Origin of the sequence: Nocardia sp. NPDC004568, from assembly GCF_040609955.1 — a bacterium.
In the GTDB taxonomy this organism is placed as follows: domain Bacteria; phylum Actinomycetota; class Actinomycetes; order Mycobacteriales; family Mycobacteriaceae; genus Nocardia.
Map to the genome: position 1 here is coordinate 58,692 of NZ_JBEXLL010000009.1, position 17,826 is coordinate 76,517.

21 protein-coding genes are annotated in these 17,826 nt (G+C 68.7%); 13 read left to right on the forward strand and 8 right to left on the reverse strand.

All coding sequences use genetic code 11. The annotated features are described in order from the left end of the window. The first annotated feature begins 54 nt into the window (after positions 1-54). From ABZV91_RS07090 to ABZV91_RS07110, 5 genes are all read left to right on the forward strand, one after another. Entirely contained in the window at positions 55-1,311 is a 1,257-nt protein-coding gene (locus ABZV91_RS07090; RefSeq protein WP_355236693.1) for a septum formation family protein, read from the forward strand. Between the two features lie 13 nt (positions 1,312-1,324). Further along, positions 1,325-1,675: a metallopeptidase family protein gene (locus tag ABZV91_RS07095; protein WP_355236696.1), complete on the forward strand. Its 351-nt coding sequence runs from the start codon at positions 1,325-1,327 to the stop codon at positions 1,673-1,675. Positions 1,676-1,845: 170 nt separating this feature from the next. Continuing rightward, positions 1,846-2,178, forward strand: a complete 333-nt coding sequence (locus ABZV91_RS07100) for a PE family protein (RefSeq protein WP_030524372.1) — start codon at positions 1,846-1,848, stop codon at positions 2,176-2,178. Positions 2,179-2,341: 163 nt separating this feature from the next. Further along, positions 2,342-3,508: a PPE domain-containing protein gene (locus tag ABZV91_RS07105; protein WP_355236700.1), complete on the forward strand. Its 1,167-nt coding sequence runs from the start codon at positions 2,342-2,344 to the stop codon at positions 3,506-3,508. Then, complete coding sequence (locus ABZV91_RS07110) at positions 3,505-4,335, forward strand: ESX secretion-associated protein EspG (RefSeq protein WP_355236703.1); 831 nt, start codon at positions 3,505-3,507, stop codon at positions 4,333-4,335. The genes ABZV91_RS07105 and ABZV91_RS07110 overlap by 4 nt, the downstream gene beginning before the upstream one ends. A gap of 7 nt (positions 4,336-4,342) precedes the next feature. On the opposite strand, the gene ABZV91_RS07115 is transcribed toward ABZV91_RS07110, so the two are convergent. From ABZV91_RS07115 to ABZV91_RS07125, 3 genes are all read right to left on the reverse strand, one after another. Then, entirely contained in the window at positions 4,343-5,005 is a 663-nt protein-coding gene (locus ABZV91_RS07115) for a histidine phosphatase family protein (RefSeq protein WP_355236706.1), read from the reverse strand. Beyond that, positions 5,002-5,919, reverse strand: coding sequence for a prephenate dehydratase (pheA, locus tag ABZV91_RS07120; RefSeq protein ID WP_355236709.1), 918 nt, complete (start codon positions 5,917-5,919; stop codon positions 5,002-5,004). Before pheA ends, ABZV91_RS07115 begins: the two co-directional genes overlap by 4 nt. 180 nt (positions 5,920-6,099) lie before the next feature. Next, positions 6,100-6,513: a hypothetical protein gene (locus tag ABZV91_RS07125; protein ID WP_355236712.1), complete on the reverse strand. Its 414-nt coding sequence runs from the start codon at positions 6,511-6,513 to the stop codon at positions 6,100-6,102. A 182-nt stretch (positions 6,514-6,695) separates the two neighbouring features. Here ABZV91_RS07125 and ABZV91_RS07130 point away from each other — a divergent pair, with 182 nt between their 5' ends. The 5 genes from ABZV91_RS07130 to ABZV91_RS07150 all read left to right on the forward strand — a co-directional run bounded on the left by ABZV91_RS07130 (position 6,696) and on the right by ABZV91_RS07150 (position 11,249). Further along, entirely contained in the window at positions 6,696-7,457 is a 762-nt protein-coding gene (locus tag ABZV91_RS07130; RefSeq protein ID WP_355236715.1) for a DUF2470 domain-containing protein, read from the forward strand. A 254-nt stretch (positions 7,458-7,711) separates the two neighbouring features. Beyond that, a complete protein-coding gene (locus tag ABZV91_RS07135) occupies positions 7,712-8,488 on the forward strand; it encodes a CPBP family intramembrane glutamic endopeptidase (RefSeq protein ID WP_355236718.1) in 777 nt (258 codons plus the stop codon). A 399-nt stretch (positions 8,489-8,887) separates the two neighbouring features. Then, positions 8,888-9,961 (forward strand): LCP family protein, encoded by a 1,074-nt coding sequence (locus ABZV91_RS07140; RefSeq protein WP_355236721.1) that lies wholly within the window; start codon positions 8,888-8,890, stop codon positions 9,959-9,961. 89 nt (positions 9,962-10,050) lie between these two features. Then, a complete protein-coding gene (locus tag ABZV91_RS07145) occupies positions 10,051-10,605 on the forward strand; it encodes a ferritin-like domain-containing protein (protein WP_355236724.1) in 555 nt (184 codons plus the stop codon). Positions 10,606-10,697: 92 nt separating this feature from the next. Further along, on the forward strand, positions 10,698-11,249 hold the full coding sequence (locus tag ABZV91_RS07150; RefSeq protein ID WP_355236727.1) for a ferritin: 552 nt from the start codon (positions 10,698-10,700) through the stop codon (positions 11,247-11,249). Positions 11,250-11,520: 271 nt separating this feature from the next. On the opposite strand, the gene ABZV91_RS07155 is transcribed toward ABZV91_RS07150, so the two are convergent. The 4 genes from ABZV91_RS07155 to ABZV91_RS07170 form a co-directional block, all read right to left on the reverse strand. After that, a complete protein-coding gene (locus ABZV91_RS07155; RefSeq protein WP_355236730.1) occupies positions 11,521-12,441 on the reverse strand; it encodes a DUF5926 family protein in 921 nt (306 codons plus the stop codon). 51 nt (positions 12,442-12,492) lie between these two features. After that, the gene (locus ABZV91_RS07160; RefSeq protein ID WP_355236733.1) at positions 12,493-13,278 is read right to left on the reverse strand and encodes a glycerophosphodiester phosphodiesterase; all 786 of its coding nucleotides are present in this window, start codon (positions 13,276-13,278) and stop codon (positions 12,493-12,495) included. Then, on the reverse strand, positions 13,275-14,267 hold the full coding sequence (locus tag ABZV91_RS07165) for a DUF4328 domain-containing protein (protein ID WP_355236736.1): 993 nt from the start codon (positions 14,265-14,267) through the stop codon (positions 13,275-13,277). Before ABZV91_RS07165 ends, ABZV91_RS07160 begins: the two co-directional genes overlap by 4 nt. Positions 14,268-14,348: 81 nt before the next feature. Next, positions 14,349-14,711 (reverse strand): rhodanese-like domain-containing protein, encoded by a 363-nt coding sequence (locus ABZV91_RS07170; RefSeq protein WP_355236739.1) that lies wholly within the window; start codon positions 14,709-14,711, stop codon positions 14,349-14,351. A gap of 493 nt (positions 14,712-15,204) precedes the next feature. Here ABZV91_RS07170 and ABZV91_RS07175 point away from each other — a divergent pair, with 493 nt between their 5' ends. The 3 genes from ABZV91_RS07175 (at position 15,205) to ABZV91_RS07185 (ending at position 17,459) form a co-directional block, all read left to right on the forward strand. After that, entirely contained in the window at positions 15,205-15,843 is a 639-nt protein-coding gene (locus ABZV91_RS07175; protein WP_355236742.1) for a hypothetical protein, read from the forward strand. A gap of 291 nt (positions 15,844-16,134) precedes the next feature. Beyond that, positions 16,135-16,758 (forward strand): superoxide dismutase, encoded by a 624-nt coding sequence (locus ABZV91_RS07180; RefSeq protein ID WP_039821361.1) that lies wholly within the window; start codon positions 16,135-16,137, stop codon positions 16,756-16,758. A gap of 173 nt (positions 16,759-16,931) precedes the next feature. Then, a complete protein-coding gene (locus ABZV91_RS07185; protein WP_030524389.1) occupies positions 16,932-17,459 on the forward strand; it encodes a hypothetical protein in 528 nt (175 codons plus the stop codon). Positions 17,460-17,541: 82 nt separating this feature from the next. On the opposite strand, the gene ABZV91_RS07190 is transcribed toward ABZV91_RS07185, so the two are convergent. Beyond that, the coding region (locus ABZV91_RS07190; RefSeq protein WP_355236745.1) for a hypothetical protein at positions 17,542-17,826 on the reverse strand (285 nt) is incomplete at its 5' end.

A 17,826-nucleotide genomic window follows, 5' to 3' on the forward strand; every position in this document is an offset into this window, starting at 1 on the left:
CGATCGGCCGGGTTCGTGGCACGTTCGGGTGCGGCGCTGCCATGATGGACCGCGATGTCCTCCGAAACTGAGCCCACCAGCCGGCGCTCCCCTCGCGGCGCCCAATCGTTGCGCTCGCGTGCCGCCCGCCCGGGGCGCGGTCGCAGGACCGATGCCGCGCGTCCGCGACCCGACGGACCGGCGACACCGGAGACCCCGGGCCGGGGCGCGGCGGCCGGGCAACGCCGGAGCCGGCCCCGCGCCGGGGCACCGGGCAGCTCCCGCCGGACCGGGGGGACACCGCGGCGGATACCGGCGCCCAGACTGCGCTGGGGGTTGCTCGCGGTCGCGGTGGGCGCGGTGGTCGCCGCCCTGGGGACCATGCTGGTCAGTGGTTTCGACAACGATTCCAATCTGCAGGCCCGCAGTCCCGGCGGCTCGGTGGCCAAGGCCGACAAGGTGTTCGCCTCCGTCGGCACCGGCGACTGTCTCACCTGGTCCAAACCCGATCATTCCGATCTGGTCGAACTCGATTGCGCCGACGACCATCTGTTCGAGGTCACCGACACCGTCGACCTCAGCGTCTACCCCGGTTCCGAATTCGGGTCCGACGCGCCGTGGCCGGATTCCCTGCGCCTCACCGAACTGCGCGAGGAACACTGTGTGCCGGCCGCCCAGCGGTATCTGAACGGGCGGCTCGATCCGCGCGGTCGGTACGCCGTCGGGTTGATGTATCCGAGCAACGACGGCTGGGTCAACTCCGGCGACCGTATCCTGCGCTGCGGGTTGCAGGTGCCGGGACTCAGCGGCAACCCGATCGCCACCACGGGCCGGGTGTCCGACGGCGACCAGTCGAAGGTCTACGAACCCGGCGTCTGCCTCGGTATCAGCCAGAACCTCCCGACCGATCCCATCGACTGCGGTCAGGAGCACGCGGTCGAGATCGCGGCCACCGTGGATCTGTCCCAGCGCTTCCCGGGCGGGCCCCCGGCCAAGGAGGACCAGGATCAGTACCTGGAGGAGGAATGCGGCCGGCTCACCAACGACTATCTCGGCGGCCCTCATGTACTGCGGGACAAGACGCTCACGGTGTTCTTCGACTTCATCGATGTGCGCAGCTGGCTGGCGGGAAGCCGCAAACTCGACTGCATGATCGGAAAGGGCGCCGACCAAGAGGGTTTCGCACCGATCGTGGGGCCGGCGCGGGGCCGGTTGCTCATCAACGGCCAGGAACCCGTGCCGCCGCCCAACTCCGGGCGTTCCACGCCCAAGCCACTGCCCGGCGCCGCACCGCTGCCCCCGCAGCCGGAACCGCGTCCCGCGCCCCGGTAACCGGAGCACGACGATGCCGGTCCACATGTCCGAGGCACGATTCGAGGAACTGGTCGGCGACGCGCTGGACCAGATCCCGGCCGAGCTGACCCGCGCCATCGACAATGTGGTGATCCTGATCGAACCGCGCAATCCGGACGACCCGCACCTGCTGGGTCTCTATCACGGGATCGCGCTGACCGAACGCGACAGCCATTACGGCGGTTCGCTACCCGACACCGTCACCATCTACCGGGACGCGCTGCTGGACGTATGCGCCGACGAGTCCGAGGTGATCGAGGAAGTCCGCATCACCGTGATCCACGAAATCGCACACTATTTCGGGATTGACGAAGACCGTCTCCATCAGCTGGGATGGGGTTAAGCTCAGTCTGGTCCACGCAACAAGCCGGCAGGGGATGCACGGGCGGGGCTGGGCCGACGAAAGAAGTTCGGAATCGATGGAACCGCCAGCGGGGGTATCGCGTCCGATCTACTCGTAGGGGGAATTCTCGTGGTTCCGCCCAAGAGCCGCCACCAGAAGGAGTCGAGGACATGATTGGCAACGTCGACGTCACACCCGAGCTCATCCTCGCCGCCGCGGTCGAGCTCGATCTGCTCGCCGACAGGCTGGCCGGGGTGGCCGCGGCCACGGTACCGGCCACCTATGTCGTGCCGTCCGGCGCGGACGAGGCCTCGATCCACGGTGCGATGCATATGAACAAGGCCGCCGCCACCCATCAGACCTCGCTCGCCCAGGCCGTCCTCGAACTGCACCACACGGCCGCGATCCTGCGCACCCAGCTGGCCCAGTACCTGGTCCAGGACGCGGCCTCGGCGGGTGTGCTGGCGCTGACGGGCGCGCCGTTCGGATCGATCGCCGTCTAGTGTCGCCGTCTGGCGGAGCCCGTCCCCGGCAACCCGAACCCGCGGAGACGCGGCGGTACGGCCGGCCCACGGAGACCGGGACAGAGGCACAGAGCACGGTGACCACGCAGACGCGGCGAGGCCGCCGATCAATCATCGATAGTTCACAAGGGGAGAATCAAGCATGACCGCAGGTATCACCGGGGTGTTCTGGCTGCCCAGACTCGCCGAGGGGAATTCGATCGCGCTGAACGCGGGCTCGCACGCCATTCCGATGAGCGCGGCCGCCGGAGCATGGGGTGGACTCACCGGCGCGTGGGTGGACGCGACCGCCACCGTCGTCCGGGTGATGGCGGAGCTCGGTGTGGGTATGCAGAGCATCAACGGTATCGGTGCCCTGGCCCGGCTCGTCGGCTTCACCGGCTGGGCCGAGCAGCAGGGCGCCATGGCGGCGACCCTCGGCACCAAGGCCGCCTCGCAGGCCACCGCCTATACGGTCGCTTCGATCGCCATGCCGAGCCTGCCCGAGATCGCCGCGGTCAACGCCGCTCGCGTAGCGGCGCATTCCACCGGTGGCGTGCTGAACGGCACCTCCGAGGTGGCCGAGGCCGCCAAAGCCGCCCTGGATCTGCGGGCGGCGCTCACCATGGAGACCTACGAGGCGGCCATCACCGCCACCGTGCTCACCCCCGGGGAGTTCTTCAATCCACCGCCGATCGCCAACGGCGCCGGTCAGGTCGATTCCTCCTCCGCCGAGGAGGCCATGAAGGAGGCCAACGGCGACCCGGTGAAGATGCTGGCCGCCGCCTGCACCGCGCTGGCGCAGAACCCCGGCTTGGCCGGCGCGGCAACACAGGCGGCGAATGTCGCGGGCTCGGTGGCGAGCACCGGCGTCACCACGGTCGGCAACCTGGGGGCCAACGCGCTCGTCGCGGCCACCACCTCCGCCCCGGCCCCGGCCGCCGTGGCGCCACTCGCACCCTCGATGGTCACCGGAGCCGTAGCGGCCACCGCCGCGGCGGCCACCCGGGCCGGCGGTATGCCCAGCGGTTCGGCACTCGGCCTGAACAACGGCGGCCTGAAGGTGCCCGAGGGGTGGGGCGCCCCGGCGGCGAATGCCGCGGCCCCGGCCACGGAGACCCTCACGGTCGCGCGCGGGGAGGCGGCACCGGTGCGCCCGGCCGGCACCGGCTCGTCCACCAGCCCGCTGCTGGGCAATTCGCGCGGCGCCGCCGGCGAGGACGACCAGGAACACGACGGCGCCGAATATCTGCGCGGTGATCACTTCACCGACGGACGCTTCATCGCGGACGGCGTGATCGGCGCCGAACCGCCCCGAGCGGACAAGTGACAGTGCTCGGAGCAGGACGCGGACCGTCGACACTGGCGGCGGTCACGCTGTCCCTCGACGAAATGCAGTACCTCCTGGAGGCGCTGGAAATCGACGAGGTCCCCGTCGTACTCGACGCACGGGGTCGCTACGACAACCAGGTCGACCACGACGCCGCGATGACCGCCGCGGCCCGGTCGCTCACCGACCGGGACCTGTTGGACGGGGACCGAATTCATCCGGAGCTCGCCGAACGCCTCCGCGGCCTGTACCGGCCGCACTGGGTGGTCGCCCTGCGACTGATCGTCGCGGGACAGGTGAGCCGGATGTGCCTGGCGAAAGGCGACGACCTGGTGACCGTCGCCCTGCGCGGCCCGGAGACCTATGTGATCGACGAGGCGAGCGAGGATCTGCCCGGCCCGGTCATCATGGCGCTCGGTCCGGCCGAAGCGCTGGAGCTCACCGGAATGAACGCTCCCACCGAACAACTGGTGCCCATCTTCGACGACGCCGGCGATCCGACGGCCACCGCGGCCCGACTGGCGGAGGTCGGCAACCCACCGCGAGACGCGCAGGTCATCGCCTCGGCGATGGCGCACTGCGACTCGCACGCGGAGATCGTCGGTGTGGTGTACGGCGACGCGAGCCGCGATATCGCGGAAAACCATATCGCCGTGTTCAACACCCGGGCGGGCCGGTTCATCGCGACGGCCAGCCTGGCCGACGACGGCACCAAATGGACCTCGTTCAGCAGTGGCACCGACGCCCGGCTTCGGATCGCGCTCCAGGATCTGATCAATTCGCTCCCCGAGCGCGCGGAGTTCCCCCGGAATCCGAATCTGGCCTGAGGCGACGTCAGCCCATCGGATCGTCGGCGCCGGCTTCCGCCTTCACACCGAACGGCGGAGTGAATCGACCCCATCGGACGCATTCCCAGCCGCCGTCCGGGCGGGGGACGAGTTCGATCGTCTCGGTGTTGTCCAGGTGATTGTTGGTGGTGAACGGCGGCGCCACCCCCGCGAGGAACCTGCCGACCAACCGCATGGCGGCGCCATGGGAGACGACCAGTACGTCGCCGCTGTCGCTGCCGTCGAGGAACTCGGTCCGCAACTCGGTGATCGCCGGGACGAAACGATCCAGCACGTCCTGCGCGGATTCGCCGCCGTCGACGCGCTGGTCCAGCCGGCCCTCGTGCCACAACCGGTACACGGCCTGGAACCGGTCGTGGGCCTCCTTGGTGTTCAGTCCGTCCAGCGCACCCAACTGCACCTCGTGTACGCCGTCGAGTTCGGTCGCGGTCACCCCGGTCGCGGCCTCGATGTAGCCGGCCGTCTGGCGGGCGCGCAGGGCGCGGGAGTGGAACAGCGCACGCGGTGGGGCGGTCAGGGCCGAACCGAATGCCTTGGCCTGCGCCACGCCGCGCTCGGTCAGCGGGAGGCCGGGGAGTTTCGTGTCCAGGATCTTCGCGACATTGCCCTCGGTCTCGCCGTGTCGCACCAGAATCAGTTTCGCGGTCACAGGTCGGCCACCCCTTTGCGTAGCTGCGTCAACCAGATCGCGGCATCCTCGTCCGACGGTGGCGGGGTGCCGGTCGCCGAAGTGGCCGGCCAGGATCCGAGGAATCGGATCCGCGCGGTGCGGTGGAGCGCCTTGAGCGCCTCGGCCACCGCGGCGTCCTCGATATGGCCGACACAGTCCAGGTAGAAGCGGTAGGTGCCCATACCGGTTCGGGTGGGCCGGGATTCGATCCGGGTGAGATCGACACCGCGGGTAGCGAATTCGGCGAAAGCGCGCATCAGCGAGCCGGGCAGGTTCGGCAGTTCCTCGAGCACGATGGAGGTCCGGTCGGCGCCGGTGGGAGCGGGCGCCACCCGCGGGGCGGTGACCAGGACGAACCGGGTGACCGCCTGCTCATGATCGGCGACGCCCGACGCCAGCGCGGTCAGTCCGAGCCGTTCCCCGGCGAGCATGGTGGATACCCCGGCATCGGCCAGCCCGGCCCGCACATCTTCGGCGGCGGCGGCATTCGAACTCGAGGTGTGCAGCGCCACCTCGCCCAGGGAGCGCTGAACCCACTGCCTGACCTGCGCGAGCGCGACCGGATACGCCGCCAGGGTCCGCACCGCGCCGATCTCGGTGCCCGGACGCGCGACGATGGTGAAGCTCACTTCCAGTTCGGTCTCGGCGATGATCTGCAGGCGGGGGCCGATCGCCAGCGAATCGAGGGTTGCCGAGATGGAGCCCTCGACCGAACTCTCGATCGGCACCACCGCCGCGGTCACCTCGCCCGCCCGGACCAGCTCCAGGGCGGCGGACTGACTGGGCGCGGCGACCCGCTCGACCGGCCCGTCGAAGGCCCCCGAGCGCTCGAAATCGGCGAGGGCCATCTCGGTGAAAGTTCCGGACGGACCGAAATAGGCGATACGCGGCACGTCTACGAGACTACTGGTGCGGGCGCCGAGCCCGCCGGTCACGGGATCCGCCGGAGCACGACACCGGCAACGGGCCCGGGCCGGTGCGCCGCCGAACCGGCTTGCCGGCGGCGGCCCCCACGAGGTCGGCAGCTCCCGTGGTACCCGGCACCGGACCTCGCCTCCGGGACCGCGCTCCGATCAGCTCAGTGCGGCCCGCAGCGCCTGCTCCAGTTCGGCGGGCCGGTCGCTCTCGATTCCGTGCAGCACCTCGCGTACCGCGTCGACCGCGCCGCCGGACAGACCGGAGAGGAAGTGGATATCCGGGCTGCGCAGGGCGGTGCGAATATCGTCGCCGCAGAGCGCGGCGGCGGTGGCGGCGACGAGGGCGAGCGCGCGGGTGGCGGAATCGCCGCGGGCCGCGAAGCCGTCCGAGCCGTGTGCGACCTCGGCCAGCAGGTCGGCGATTCCCTCGTCGGAGAGTGCCGGTTCGACCATCCGCACACCGGCGAAGGTTCCGGTCGGTACCACCAGCCCGTCGAGGAGTCCGCGTTCGGTCGTGCGCTTCGGGACGGTCAGTTCGACGAGGACCGGCTGCGATTCACCAGCTACCACACCCAGATCGTATGCCCGGGACGGCCGCCGCCGCGGCGCGCCTCCCCACCGCGCCGAGGCGGCGGATGCCGTCTCCCGGCGGCGATGGCATCGATGCCCTTGCGCCACATCCCAGTTTAACTTAGCTTAGGTTTACCTAATTCAAGCTTGTGAAGTCGGGCACGCCCGCACTGGAGGTACCCATGGCGCCGACCACCGCCGCACCCGCCCCGTCCACCGCCGAGCGTGTCCGCAACGCCTGCGCACATGCCGAACAGGCAGTGCTCGCCCTCCCAGGTGCCGACCCGAGCCCGGTATCGGTGCATTTCCTGCGCCAATGCGGAGACGTGGTGATCGCGGTACCCGACGACAGCGCTGCCGTGTACGCGGCGGGCACGGCCATCGCCGGCGCACCCGCCGTCCTCGAACTCACCGATCACGCACCGCTGCCCCTGCGCGAGCCGGTACGGGCCCTGGTCTGGTTACGCGGCTGGATCCGCGCCGTACCGGCCCGCGCCCAGCGGACGCTGGTCAGCGCCGTCGCCGAGGAACACCCGCATCCGGGCCTGCTCGATATCGGCCACACCGCCACCCTGCTGCGCCTGGTACTGAACTCCGCCGTGGTGGCGGACTCCTCCGGAGCCGAATCCGTCTGTGTGGACGAACTGCGCCTGGCCACTCCCGACCCCTTCTGCGGAATGGAGGCCGCCTGGCTCCAGCACCTCGACGCCGACCACGCCGATGTGGTCGCCCAGCTGGCCCGGCACCTCCCGGCGAAACTCCGCCACGGCCGCATCCACCCCCTGGCCATCGACCGCTACGGCCTCACTCTGCGCATCGAAAGTATCGACGGCGACCACGACTTCCGCCTCCCCTTCGCGAACCCCGCCGAAGACGTCGAAGCCCTGGGACGCGCCGTACGCACCCTCGCCGGCTGCCCCTTCCTCAACGGCCTGCGCCGCTGAGCCCCGTATGCCGCCCTCGGCGCCGCGAACCTGTGACCGACCTGGGCGGGCCCACAGCACCGCAAGTGCTCGACGGTCACCGCTCTGGCGATCGACCACACACACTCCAGAACCGAGATACACCCGACCACCCAGAGCAATCGAACGACGCGCACCGACCCACACTGTGATCGACCAGGGCGCACAGCACCGCGAGTGCTCAACGGCCATCGCTCTCTGGACGGCCGACCGCACATCACACGTAGATTCTGGATATGCGTGAGAGCGGCCCGGTCGACGACCTGACGAGGGAGCAGCGGGGGATACGGCTCGAAATCGTGGTCGTCCTCGGTGTGACCTTCGGGCTCAGCGGTATGAACGCGGCGCTGTCCCTGCTGGAGAGCGCGCTCGCGCCGGGCGGGGTCGGCGGGCAGACGGTCGCGCTGAACTCGTCGCGGGCCACCCGGTCCTCGATCGATCTGCTCTTCCAGCTGCTCGGGGTGCTGCGGTTGGCGGCATGGGCTGGATTGGCGCTCTACCTGCTGTGGCGCAGCGGTATCGGTCCGCGGGCCATCGGGCTCGCGCGGGCACGATTGCGGCCCGACGGGTGGTACGGCCTGGGGCTCGCCGCCGTCATCGGGCTACCGGGTCTGGGTTTGTATCTCCTCGCACAGTCGCTCGGCGTCAATGTGACGATCGTGCCCGACGCGTTGAGCGATCACTGGTGGCGCATTCCCGCCCTTGTGCTCTCGGCCTGCGCGAATTCAGCGGCCGAGGAGATCGTGGTGGTGGCCTTTCTGCTGACCCGGTTGCGCGCGCTGGGCTGGTCGGACAATTCGGCGCTGGCCGCGTCCGCGCTGCTACGCGGCAGCTATCACCTGTACCAAGGGCTCGGTGGCGGGCTCGGCAACGTGGTGATGGGCGTGATCTTCGGCCGGTTCTGGCAGCGCACCGGGCGGCTGTGGCCGCTGATCATCGCGCACGCCTTGATCGACATCGTGGCCTATGTCGGCTACGGGTTGCTGCACGGCCGGGTGTCCTGGCTGCCCTAGCGGGGTAAGCCGCCTATACCGGTGCAGCGCGCTCACCTGCGGGTCGAACGGACGCCGGCGACGCTAACAGAACAGGCCCCGATCGATAAGTAGAGTTTGATGATGATGAACGGCGACGACCCACGTATGCGCCGGGTGCCGCCGCACAGCGGGGGACCCGGACGAGCCGGCGCGCGCCGCCCCCCACCTCCGCAGGGTGGTCGCCCCCCGGTCGAACCGCCGCAGGTCACACGCCGCACTCCGGGGCCGGGACAACAGGGCCGCCCCACCGAACGCTACGAACCGCCACGGGCCTGGTCACAGACACCGCAGGGGCGTAACGCTCCCCCGCTCCGGCCGCCCGCGCCGGGTCGCGGTGGCAAACCGAACCCGCCCACCCACGCCCCGACCCAACGTCCGGTGCCGTACCGCGAAGGCGGTCACGCCCCCACCCAGCGTCCTGTCCCGTTCCACGACGGCCGCCGCCGGCCGCCACCGACGGGGAATCCGCCGGGCCGCCGCCCGGCGGCACCGCCGCCCCGGCGACCGCGCCGTAAACGCCATATCGGCCGCTGGTTCCTGGCCATCCTGCTGGCGCTGCTGGCGTTGCTCGTCTACGGGTTCGTGAAGCTCGACGGTTCGCTCACCCGCATCGACGCGCTCACCGACTACGAAGACAGGGTCGGCAACACCGCCGGCACCAATTGGCTGCTGGTCGGCTCGGACAGCCGGGCCGGGCTCTCCGAGGAGGAGACCAGCGGTCTGGCCACCGGCGGCGAAGTCGGCGATCCGCGCACCGACACGATCATCCTGGTGCACATCCCCCCGTCGGGCCGCACCACGCTGGTGAGCCTGCCGCGCGACTCCTATGTCTCCATTCCGGGTTACGGCCAGGACAAGTTGAATGCCGCGTTCGCCTTCGGCGGCGCACCGCTGCTCACCCAGACCGTGGAGGTCGCGACCGGACTACGCATCGACCACTACGCGGAAATCGGTTTCGCCGGTTTCGCCGGTGTCGTGGACGCGCTGGGCGGTATCGACATCTGTGTGCCGCAGGCCATCGACGACCCCCTCGCCGGTATCGACCTCCCGGCCGGCTGCCAGGAACTGAAGGGCCCGCAGGCCCTCGGTTTCGTCCGCAGCCGCGCCACCGCACTGGCCGATATCGACCGGATGAACAATCAGCGCCTGTTCCTGTCGGCCCTGCTGGAGAAGGCGACCAGCCCCGCCACCCTGGCCAACCCCTTCGCCCTGTGGCCCATGGCCACCAACGTCGCCGGTTCCCTGACCGTGGACAAGGGCGACCACATCTGGGATCTGGCCCGTCTCGCCTGGGCACTCCGCGGCGACACCCTCGCCACCACGGTTCCGGTCGGCGGCTTCACCGACACAGACAGCGGAAACGTACTCCTCTGGGCCGACCCCGATGCCGGCCGCTTCTTCGAAGCCCTCGCCGACGGCGACCCGATCCCCGCGGACCTGGCAGGCGAGTAGGCGCTTCGCACCGAGAAATCTTCTCGACCACGAGCAAGGTTGTTCGCCCGCGCGCGCAGGCGCGCCGAAAACACAGTAACGTCGATCACATGCACGACAGCGATCTGGCTCAGCCGTTCATCGCCCAGTTGCGCGCGCAGGTCCGCCACGGACTCACCGCTTCCCAGCAGTATCTGGCGGCCGCCGTGTACTTCGATATCCAACGGTTACCGCAATTGGCCGGTCATTGTTACGCACGTTGCGAGCAGCATCGCGGGCACGCGTTGCGAATTGTGCAGTATTTGATCGACCGGGATCTGGAGATCACCATCGGGGGGCTGGGGGAAGTGCGGCAGACTTTCGAATCGCCGCGCGCGGCAATAGCTTTCCTGCTGGCCAGGGAGGAGACGGCGGCGGATCAGATCACCGAGTTGGCGCATTTGGCACGAGAGTGGTCCGACTTTCTCGGAGAGCAATTCATGAGTTGGCTTCTCGAATGTCAGCAACAGGACGTGGCCGGTATGTCTACACTGTTGGCTGTGACGGATCGGGCGGCCGGAAACCTTCTCGACGTGGAGGAGTTCGTGGCCCGGGAGCTACGTTCGGCGGCCCCCGCGGTGAATCGGTCCGTGCCGAAAATGGCTGGAGCGGGCCGAAATCGATAAGGCAACACTATCCTCAATTCCATAAGGCAACACTATCCTCAATAAGGCTACACTTGGATGACAGCCTCACTTTTCGGCGTTAATGTCAAGGCATGTCGAATCATCCGGAGAGCCCCCGCAGCAAATTCCACGGATTGCTGCACGATCAAATTCGGCACGAGTTCAATGCCGAGCACCAGTACATCGCCATCGCGGTGTGGTACGACAATGCCGACCTTCCCCAGCTGGCGAAGCGCTTCTACGCGCAGGCCGTGGAGGAACGGAATCACGCGATGATGATCGTCCAGTACTTCCTGGACCGTGATATCAGTGTCGACCTGACCGGGATCGATGCGGCGAAGTCGCATTTCGAGAACGCTCGGGAGCCGATCGCGATGGCGCTCGATCAGGAGAAGACGGTCACGGATCAGATCGTCCAGCTGGCCAGTACCGCCCGCGAGGAGGGCGACTACCTGGGCGAGCAGTTCATGCAGTGGTTCCTCAAGGAGCAGGTGGAGGAAGTGGCGAAGATGACCACCCTGCTCACCGTCGCCGACCGGGCGGGTTCGAACCTGTTCGATCTGGAGGAGTTCATCGCGCGTGAGATGAGCGATGATCCGTCGAAGGTTTCCGGGGCACCGTCGGCCGCCGGTGGCAGCGTCTGATCGGTAACGGTCCGCGTACACCCGCCGATGGGATCCGTGAAAGCGCGGAGACGCGGCGGGCCGACGCCGGTCCCGGGTGATGATTGGAGCATCGGCCGTCCCGGCCCACTGCGCCGAGGTCGGGCGGCCGATGCTCCGTTACGTCAGCCGGCGCCGGGTCGTTGTGTCGGCTGACGTGGTGTCGCCGGGGGGTTCCAGAAACGGCGACCTCTGAAACCTAGCCGAGATCGCCGCCGGAAAGAAGAGTTTTTCTAAAAATATTCCGGTTTATTCAGCGGAGGGTGACCTGCCGTGACCGGAGACCGTCTCGCGAGCGCCGTTGCTCCGGTGTCAGGGGGGTGTCGACGGCCAGCGCGTCGGCCAGTCGGGTGCCGAACTCCACGGCCGGAGAGCGCCATTCGCTCACGTGCCGGTCGGGGTCGAGATCGAACACCGGCACCAGCAGGCCATGGGTGCGGAAAGAGCCCGCGAAACGCGACCCTTCCCCGAGATGCAACCCGCCCGCGGCATGTAGCCGGGCCAGCGCCAACATCAGATCGTCCTCGGATTCCGGCCGGACCCAGCGCAGGTGGGCTTTCTCGCCCGCGTCGACCCACCAGGGCGCCCCGATCGCGTCCGGCCCGAGATCCAGCCGATCCGAAGGCATGATGGCCTGTTTCGCCTGCTCGATGGTGGCGGCGATCTGCGGATCGGGCTGCACCCCCTCGGGCACCCACCAGTCGAAATCCTGGTGCACGGTCAATTCGAGCGCGGCGTCGGCCACCAGCACATCGGCCAGCGTGGGCCCGCCCGGCGCGGCGTGTGCCACGGCCAGCGAATCCCCCGGATCGGCCGATTGGGTCCACAGAATGGACGCGGCGATATCGGCACCCGGATCCGAACTCGGCGTCTGCACCTGCACACCGACGTAACCGGTGGGCGAATCCCCGGCCCGCACGAGCGCGGACACCGCGCCCGGCAGCACCGTCGCCAGTACCACGGGACGTTCGGCGGCGACGCCTTCGGCCAACTTCAGCTCAGCGGTCGCCGACGGCACGAACTCGCGCAGCGCGACCAGATCGCATTCGGCGGCCAAACCCTCGAACGGCCGGACCACGGCGTGCTCGGCCTCCTGCAACGCCGCCCGGCGTTCGGCCAGACGCTGGGCCCGGTTGCCGCCGGGTTTCGGACTATTGCGTTTGCTCTTACCCACGGCTGGTCAAACTACACGGCACCACACCGGATCAGCCGCAGGCCACACACTTCAACTGTTGGCGAGCACGGCTTTCGCGCGGCCGGGATGATTGGTCGCCACCCAGCTCACCCCGAGGTCCGCGCACAATTGCATATCGTCGGGCTCGTCGACGGTCCAGCAGTAGGTCGCCCGGCCGGCCGCGGCCGCCTTGTCGACCAGATCCGGGTGCTCGCGCAGGGTTTTCACCGACGGCCCCACCGCGGTCGCCCCGACTGTCGTCGCCGCGCTGCCACCCAGATAACGCGAGGATTCGCCCAGCAGCACGGTGGGCAGCAGCGGCGCCGCGCGGCGGATCCGCCAGACCGCGGTGGCGGCGAACGACATCACCACCGCACGGGAGTGGGCCGCCGACGCCGGGGTCGCGATCCCGAAACGCTGCAATTCCGCCAGCACCTTGTTCTCGACCAGGGAGCCGTACCGGACCGGGTGCTTGGTCTCGATGAACAGTTTCGTCGGTCGGCTGCGCCAGTCCAGCACCAGCCCGATCAGCTCGCTGAGGGTGAGGACCCCGGCCGGGGCGCCGTCACCGAAATCGAGCTCCTTCAGTTCGGCCAACGTCAGTTCGCTGACCAGACCGCTGCCGGTGGAGGTACGGTCCACCGTCCGGTCGTGCACGCACACCAGATGCCCGTCACGGGTGAGCCGGACATCGCATTCGACCCCGTCGGCGCCCTCTTCCAGGGCCAGTTCGTAGGCCGCCAGGGTGTGCTCGGGGCGCGCCGCCGAAGCACCTCGGTGCGCGACCACGAACGGCGCGCGGCCGTTCTGGACCGACTGGTCAGTGCCCTCGCTCACTTGGCCACAACCTCCTGTGGTGCTCGATCGGCGCCGTCGGGGGAATCGGCGCTGTCGGCGTCCGCCGCGGTGCTCACCGTAGCGGTCGTCCCCGGGTGCACCGGTTCGATCAACGGTGTCGCCGGGTCGACGGCGATCACCCAGCGCCGGGCGAGCCGACTGCGACCGCGCAGGTCCCGGCCCTCCAGCGTGCGCACAACCCACAGTGTCAGCACCGCGACGGCGGCGGCCACCGCGTCGGTGAATGCGGTGAAGAGCACACCGTCGGCCTTCGCCTGCAGTGAGTCCGCGGTCCGCCAGTACAGCGCCGCGACAGTGACCAGACCACCGAACACCCAGGCCGCCCACCAGACGCGGACCGCGAGCCGGGCTCGCGGGTCGGTACGACCGGATACCACCTCGGTGAGGAACACCCCGGGCCAGATCAGGTTCACCACCGGGATCAGGCAGCCCAGCGCGAGCATGCGCGGTGAGCGGGGGTCGCGGCGACCGGCCGCCGCGAAGGCCGCGCGGCGGATTTCGATCAGCCATCCGAGCGTGGCGACCGCGGCCACGAGGGCCATGATCAGCGCGAACAACGCCGCGGTGTTCACCAGGGCGTCGGAGAACCACAGCAGCGGCGGTTCGATGAGGCGGGTCCGGTTGCGGAGCAGGATCAGGTAACGCACCGATTCGGCCAGGGCGGACACCGCGAACAGTACGGCCGTCGCGAAGAGAGCGGCGTGCGTCCAGCGGGTCAGCGTGCTGAGTGGGCGGGTCCGGTGCCGGTCCGCGTCGCGATCCGCGGCCGGCCGATCCCGTAGACCCCAGCGCGGTATCTCCGTGTAGCGCGGGGTCCCGGCGTTCGGGCGGCCGGTGGCCGCGCCCCGTGCCGGGTGGCCGGGCCGTCCGGGCCGACGGGCGACCCAGCGGTAGTTACGGCGTTCCGGTGGGGTATCGATCGGCCCCGGCGAGAGCAGCACCCCGCGGCAGCGTGGGCACCAGTGCATAGGCGGACCCTGCACCGCCCAGCGCGTACCGCAGCGGGCACATGGCTGCACCACCGTACTCACCGCGCACCTCGCTTTTCGTCAGTAGATCTTCGCGGGCTCGTCACCCTCGGCGGTCAGCGGCCGACCGGTCTGCTGCCAGGCCACCATCCCGCCTGCCACGTTCACCGCTTCATAACCCACGTTCGCGAGGAACTTCACCGCCTCCAGCGAACGGCCGCCCTGCCGGCAGACCACGTACAGGTCGGCGTCGGGGTCCAGTTCGCCGAAGCGCGCGGGCACCTCGGCGAGCGGAATGTGCACGGCACCGGGCGCGTGGCCGAGCCACCACTCGTCGTCTTCGCGCACATCGAGCAGGACGGCGGCAGCCGCCTCCCCGGGCGGATGATCGAATTCAGTGGGTACGGCCTCGACCGGTACCGACGGGACTCCGAAGCTCGTCACCCCCCTGATCCTGCCATAACCACCTCGGCGGCTGCCCGGCTCTCGTGGGAGCGGGCGCTCGGACCGGACCGGCGCGCCCGGGGCCGATCGACGCGGCGACGGGGACACCGACACGCCCGACGATGCGGCGTATTCGCCGTGGACGGATCGCCCCCTCGCCATGCGCCCGACACGGAGGCGGTATCGGCAGATTTTCATGAGTTATACGCATAACCCACCACGAAAGACGCTGATATCAGCTATCATTCAGCGCACCATAATCCCAGATAGCCGATGAAAGGCAATCTGACCTGCAAAAATGATGTAACCGCACGGCCGATCCGGTACTCCCCTCCAAGAATCCCGGAGCGGCCGCCCGGCCACTCGATCGGGTCACGCCCCGTTGCGTGACCCGATATCGATTTGGACGCGGGGGCCCCCGGATCGGTTCCCCCGTAACCGGAAATCCACAAAAATCCACAGTTCCCGGCCATGACCTCGGTAATCTGGCGCCATGACATCCATCAGGGGGTTACTCGACGGATTGGACGCGGCCGGCCTCGACAAGGCGATGTCGGAGGCCGGATGCCTGGGATTGGAAATAGATTCCGAGGCACAACGACTGGAGCTCGACCTCGAGGTACTGAGCCTGCCGGAGCAAATCTCCGGCATAACGGAAGAGCAACCGGAATCGGGTACCGGTTGCCGACGGGTACGACTGGTGTTCCAGGGAGTCACCAGGATTGCCGCGTCGTTGCGGATACAGCGGTGGGACGATCTGGAACCGCGGGTCCTGCCGCTGGAGCTGGCGGGTCTACCCGCCGCCGTCGCGAGTTTCGGCGGTAGCCGTCTGCACGGCTGGGAGTTCGTCGACCTGGACGACAGCGGCTGGGCCCTGTGGAGCGAGCTGCTCAGTTTCGATACCACCATCGACACCGGGATCGCCCGGCACGTACTGGAGTTCTCCCAGGAGGAGGGCATAGATCCCCGGGCCCTCGATATCCGGGTGTGGTTCGACACGGTCACCGCACAGACCACCGGAGGCAAGGCCGTACCGCTGCCGGAACTGGTCGCCGGGGCCGAGCGCTGGTGGCGCGCACACGCCAAAGGTGATCCCCGGGCCACACACCCCGGTATCGCACCGCCGCTGTAGCGGGCGGTCCCGGCGCCGCGCGAGCTGTGTATCGGCCGGATACCGCGCGAGGCGGCGACGGGGTGACAGTCGAAAGGCGACGCCGCGCCGCGCGGGCACGAGAATCGGCTCCGTACCGATCCGGAGCAGCTTTCACCGGACCGTGCGGCAGGCGTCGCTTCGATCCCGGATGGTCGGTTTCGACCCGATGTGGAATGGTGGGGCGTCGGGGCGAGTTGGACCGATCGGGTGTACGAATGGTCGGGAGCATCCCGTACAGGACGCACTCGACCCGACAAGGAAGGGACATTCGTGGCTGAGTACACGCTGCCAGATCTGGATTACGATTACGGCGCCTTGGAGCCGCACATCTCCGGGCAGATCAACGAGATTCACCACTCCAAGCACCACGCGACCTACGTCGCCGGAGTGAACACTGCGCTGGAGAAGCTCGAAGCCGCGCGCGAAGCCGATGATCACGGCGCCATCTTCTTGCACGAGAAGAACCTCGCCTTCCACCTCGGTGGCCATGTCAACCACTCCATCTGGTGGAAGAACCTCTCCCCCAACGGTGGCGACAAGCCCACCGGCGAACTGGCCGCCGCCATCGACGACCAGTTCGGCTCCTTCGACAAGTTCCGGGCGCAGTTCACCGCTGCCGCCAACGGACTGCAGGGTTCGGGCTGGGCGGTGCTCGGTTACGACACCCTGGGCCAGAAGCTGCTGACCTTCCAGCTGTACGACCAGCAGGCCAACGTGCCGCTCGGCATCATTCCGCTGCTCCAGGTCGATATGTGGGAGCACGCCTTCTACCTGCAGTACAAGAACGTCAAGGCCGACTATGTGAAGGCCTTCTGGAACGTGGTCAACTGGGCCGACGTCCAGGAACGTTTCGCCAAGGCCACCAGCCAGGCGAAGGGCCTGATCTTCGGCTGAGCCAGCCGGTTCGGAGGAGACCCGCGGGCCGCCGAGTCCGCGGGTCTTTTGCCTTTTCTGCCCGAATTGGCACTCTCTGGTACTTGTGTGCCAGATACCTTCTGCGCGATCCTCTTCTTCCACGACAATTCGAGGACGGGCAAAGCCGCCCCCGGTTCCCCACGGGAGGCCTCATGCGCAGCAACAGTCCGATCGGTGTCACGCCGTTCCACGCCGGCGGCACGCTGCGCGGGTTCGTCATCTCCGGGCGCTGGCCCGACACCACCAAAGAATGGTCACAGCTGCTGGTACTCGCCGTGCGGGTGGCATCCATGCCCGGCCTGCTGACCACCTCGACCGTTTTCGGGGTCCGTGAGGAACTCCCCGACGAGCCGGAGCCGGACACGGTCGGCCTGGTGATCGCCGAGGGCCCGGTTCTCGGCGAGGACGGAGTACGGCCCGGCCGGTTCGCCGAGCACATCCCGCCGGCCCTGTTCATGCTGCACCCGCCCGCGGAGACCAATCCGTCCCTACCCGAGTGCACCGGCGCCGCCTCCGGGTGCGTACTACTGCCCGGCCTGCCCCACCTCGGGCTCGAGCATCGTGCGGCCTGGGCGGAGGCGGAGGCGGACGGCACCGTCACCTCGCTGGTGAGCCGAGTGGGTCTGGACCCGATCAGCGACCCCGATACCGCCGTGCTGGCCATGCTGCTGGCCGCCTGAGCCGGGCGCCGAGCCCGGCCGGAGCGCCGGGCTCAGGTCGCTGCTCCCACGGCCCGCTCCTCGAAGACGACCGGTCCGCGGGTTACCGCAGCTTCGACAAGACTTCCGCGAGCCTGTCCATCACAGCCTGCTGGCCGGCTTCGAGCCGGGCCTGCCCGGAACGCAGCTCTTCGACATCACCACGAAGCTCCTGAACATCACCACGGACCTCCTGGACACTGCCACGGAGTTCTTGGACATCACCACGGACCTCCTGGACACTGCCACGGAGCTCTTGGACATCACCACGGACCTCCTGGACACTGCCACGGAGCTCTTGGACATCACCACGGACCTCCTGGACACTGCCACGGAGCTCTTGGACATC